This window comes from Rhizobium sp. 01L419 (assembly GCF_056400025.1).
The window spans coordinates 1-4,737 of record NZ_JBFTSM010000046.1; the positions used below are offsets into that span (position 1 = coordinate 1).

At 59.4% G+C, this 4,737-nt stretch carries 2 protein-coding genes; one reads left to right on the top strand and one right to left on the bottom strand.

Translation table 11 applies throughout. The features are described from left to right. Positions 1-362: flagellin N-terminal helical domain-containing protein (locus AC1DUP_RS36660; RefSeq protein WP_477837357.1), on the bottom strand; the 362-nt coding region annotated here is incomplete at its 3' end. A gap of 915 nt (positions 363-1,277) precedes the next feature. Between AC1DUP_RS36660 and AC1DUP_RS36665 the strand changes: the two genes are divergently transcribed. Next, positions 1,278-4,737 (top strand): N,N-dimethylformamidase beta subunit family domain-containing protein (locus AC1DUP_RS36665; RefSeq protein ID WP_477837359.1); only part of this gene is annotated, 3,460 nt, incomplete at its 3' end.

The window sequence follows — 4,737 nt, forward strand, 5'->3', positions numbered from 1 at the left end:
CTCACCAGCTGGTCCTGCAGCTGGTCGATTTCTTCCTGGACCTTCTTCTTGTCGACGCCGTTTTCAGTTGCGGCAACGATCTTCGCCTTGATTTCGCCGACGACGTCGATGGCGCTGTCCATGGCGGTGTAGGCAGTGTCAACCTTTGCAGCACCGAGGCCGAGCGCGTCGGAAACGGCACCGAGAGCCTTGTTGTCCGAACGCATGGTCGTTGCGATCGACCAGTAGGCAGCGTTGTCGGAAGCCTTGCCGACGCGGTAACCCGAGGAAACGTGGTCCTGGGTCTTGTTGAGGCCCTGGTTGACGTTACGCAGCGTCTGGAGAGCTGCCATTGCAGAGTTATTGGTGTTGATGCTCGTCATTATTTGCCTGTCCCTTTTGGCAGGAGTTTGGAGGGGACATTCCGGATTTGAGCCGGCCCACGGCGTGCAGCGTCATGCCTGTTAATCAAATTACCCCCGATTAACTCGCCGTTTCGACCGCCCAAAGAACAAGATTTCAATTAAGGAAGGCTGAATATGAAGGTAAGTTCGCCAAAAAATGAGATTTATAAAAAGCTTCGGATATATATATACGTTAACTATTTATAAACACTGCGGGGTGATAGCGCTTTTTGGACCTTATGAATTTATAATACTTGGATAAGTTTGAAGTGTATTTCTTTGTATATTCAAGAGACCGGGTTATTTGGAGAAGAAATTCGTGAAGAAGACGCCGTCTTGCCTCTCTGAGAACATAGCCTATCGCTGCGATTTTTAGCTTGTCGCTTGCTCGTCTCGGCGGGCGTGGCATTGGCTTTGTGCCGGATTGGACGCAGGATCTGCCAAGCCGCGGCGTCGACTTCATGATCGGGCTCGGTATCCAATCGCGCGGCCGCGCAAGTGAACGGGGTCGGCCATGATCGGTCACGAGAGTGACGACCTGTCGCGGACACGGCCCGAAGACAGAACATGAGCATGGATGGTCGTCGCTCCTGCCGACCATGATGCTGAAGCTCCTGTGGCTGTCTCCCTCACGATTCTCGCGCAGCGCAAATGCGGCTTTCCCCAGGGCGCACAGCCGTCCGTTATGCGAAGCGGATCCTGCGATTGTGCCACTTGTCGCCATGCGAAACGCAAGTCGCACTTCCACGAAAAAATCCGTTTCCCAGAAAGGATGCCGCCTGTAGGTCGAAATGGGTAGGCCATACTCGCCTGTTTTTCGATTATAATTGGAGGTCCGCGTATCGAACGATCCTCATAGATTTGATCCTGGTAAATTTCGGGAGAGGGCACGCCATGTATCGCAACGCTCGCCGGTGGGCTTCGCGCTCGCTCCTGGTGGATTCGTGGGTTCCCCGTTGGCTGACCGTCGGTGGAAAGGCAAGGCCGCGCCAGACTGCCGATCGGCGCGAGGATGATGCTCAGCTTGCAACATCCGTGCAGACTTCGGATGGAAACAAGCATGGTGCCCTTGTCGACAGTCCCGACAACAACTCTGCGCTCAAAAGACGTGACGTTGAAGAGAGGGTGGGAGCGTTCGGCGCTGTGGACGGTCGGGTCAATATCAACCACGCACCGCCTTCCTTGCCCGACACTTTCGCAAGGCTTCATGGAGCGGGAGTGAGCGGGAATTCTGCCGCGTCTCCGCCGTCTGCCCGTAGGCCGGGTTTTGCACCTTTCGAGCGGAACGTAGTTGGAGCTACCTCGTCCCTTTATCGTACCTATGCTGGAACCAGCCTCATAGGCGACGATCCCTTGGCTCCCTATCTGCCGCAAAGCCCTGCACCGACCCCTTCGGGGCAAGGTTCTTCCATCGTGGCGGGTGAACGTGCCCAGACGGGCAAAGTCGTCATTCTCGAATCGAGCCCGTCAGCGCAGGCGGCTGCGCAGCATGCGGGATTGAATTCCGTGGCGTTTGGCATGCCCTTTGGTGTCTGCGGGTGCGGATATTTTACCTCCCCCACGCGGATTCTCGATTGGGCCCATGGCGGCGCCATGCTTCAGCAGGACGGTCAATTGCCGGGGACCAGATTGACCGAAGGGCCGGACTATGTGGCGACGATCAAGCGGGCCATCGGCGCCTCGGTCAGCGACCCGCTTCTCGATCGAAACCTGTCCCCGCTCTCGAGCTGGCGCGGACCCGCAAGGTGGGCAGATTCGACGGTCTTGAACGGATCATTGCCCGGCGGCGGAGAGATGGGAACGGGAAGCGCCAACTCCAAGGGTATCGGCGACCTTTCCGGCTCGGTCACCACGCCGCCGATCACGCAGCGGTCGTTAACGCCGCAAAATCTGGCGGTCACGGCGGCAGCGGCGCCTGTCAACATCATCGTGGGGGAAAACCTGCTGCAGGGCAATCCAGAGAGCGAGTGGGGCATCGATGGCGCCGGTAGCTCCAACATCGAGGGGTTTGCGACTGACATCAGCGTCGACAATGGCAAGACGATCAGCTTCAAGATCGATACGGATTCCACCAACTACCGGATCGATATCTATCGGCTCGGTTATTATGGCGGCATGGGGGCGCGAAAGGTCACGACCATTCAGCACACCGGATTGCAGGATCAACCCAATCCGTTGCGCAATGCCACGACCGGGACGGTGGATGCGGGCAACTGGGCAGTCTCGGCGTCATGGACCGTACCAGATGACGCCGTCTCAGGGGTCTATATCGCCAAGCTCGTGAGGCAGGATGGCACCTTCGGCGAGAATCATATTCCCTTCATCGTACGCGACGACGACAGTCACAGCGACATCGTTTTCCAGACGGCCGACGAGACCTGGCAAGCCTATAACGGCTGGGGTGGCGCAAACTTCTACGGCGGCAACGGTCCGGCGACGGGGCAGGGTGCCGGCCGCGCCTATGCGGTCAGCTACAACAGACCGATTGCGACCCGGGGCGGGGTCGGCACCTATGCCGGTCCCCAGGACTATCTGTTCGGCGCCGAGTATGCAGGCATCTACTGGCTGGAACAGAATGGCTATGATGTTTCCTACATGTCGGGTGTCGACGTCGACCGCTACGGCAGCCTGTTGCTCAATCACAAGACTTATGTTGACGCGGGGCATGACGAGTACTGGTCGGGGCAGCAGAGGACCAACGTCGAAGCCGCACGCGATGCGGGCGTCAACCTCATGTTCTGGAGCGGTAACGAGGTCTATTGGCGTACCCGTTGGGGCAATGCCTACAGCGCCGACGGCACGCCCTATCGCACCCTTATCTCCTACAAGGAGACCTGGGCGCCCGGCAGCAGCATTGACCCTTCCAATGAATGGACAGGCACCTTCCGCGATCCGCGCCTCAGTCCACCGGCTATCGGCGGCGGAAACCCGGAAAACTCGCTGACCGGGCAGTTGTTCAAGGTCGACGATGTCGGTGGCAATCTCAGTGCGATCAAGGTTGGGTATGACGACGCCAACCTGCGCTTCTGGCGCAATACCAGCGTTGCCAATCTTCAGCCCGGCCAGACGGCAACGCTCACCAAGAACTATCTTGGCTACGAGTGGGACGAAGCGGTTGACAATGGCTTCGATCCGGCGGGCCTCGTGAAGCTGTCGTCGACGACACTTCCGGTCAGCACCTACCTGCTCGACTACGGAAACACGACTGGCAACGCGACCGCCACCCACAATCTGACGCTTTATCGTGCGCCCAGCGGTGCGCTGGTGTTCGGCGCCGGTACGGTCTACTGGACATGGGGCCTGAGCGACAATCACGATAATGAGGCGACGCCGACCGATCCCCGCGTGCAGCAGGCGATGGTCAATTTGCTTGCCGACATGGGCATCCAGCCTGGGACGCTGCAATCCGGGCTCGTCGCCACAACTGGTTCCACTGACCATGTTGCGCCGACATCTATCATCACGGTTCCCGCCACGGTGGTCGCTGGATCCACGGTGACGATTACGGGCACCGCCGCCGATACGGGTGGCGGGGTGATCGCCAGCGTCGAGGTTTCGACCGACAATGGCGCGAGCTGGCATCCGGCCACAGGCGATGAGAACTGGACTTATACGTGGTCGCCGCAGACCGCGGGCACCTACACGATCGTGTCTCGCGCCGTAGACGACAGCATCAACCTCGAAACACCCTCGGCCGGACGTACGGTCACCGTCAGCGCGCCGAGCTATGTGTCTCTCTTTTCCGGCGCGGCGACGCCGGCGGTCGTTAACACCGACGATACGTCAGCCGTTGAGCTCGGCGTGCGCTTCCAGACCTCAGTGGCAGGCACCCTCGGCGGTATTCGTTTTTATAAAGGCAGCCAGGACACAGGGACGCATACCGGCTCGCTCTGGTCGAGCACGGGTACGCGGATCGCGACCCTCACTTTCACGAACGAGACCGCCAGCGGCTGGCAGACCGCCTATTTCTCCAGTCCGGTGACCTTGACGCCCGGGCAGACCTACACGGCGTCTTACCACACCAATACCGGTCATTATTCGACAACGGCCAACTACTTTACCTCCAATGTGACGAGTGGCCCGTTGACGGCGTCAGCGAGCGGCAACGGCGTATATCGATACGGCAGTAGCAGCCTATACCCCACCAGCACCGTGGACGAGACGAACTACTGGGTCGATGTGATGTTCAATCCCTCGACCTCGAGCAACGCGACGCCGACGGCGGTTGCCGATGCGGGGGATGCGACCGAGAAGGGCGGTGCGGCCAATGGTTCGGGTGGCGTGGTTGCCAGTGGCAATGTGCTGACCAACGATACCGATCCGGATGCCGGCGACACCAAGACGGTCACGGCGG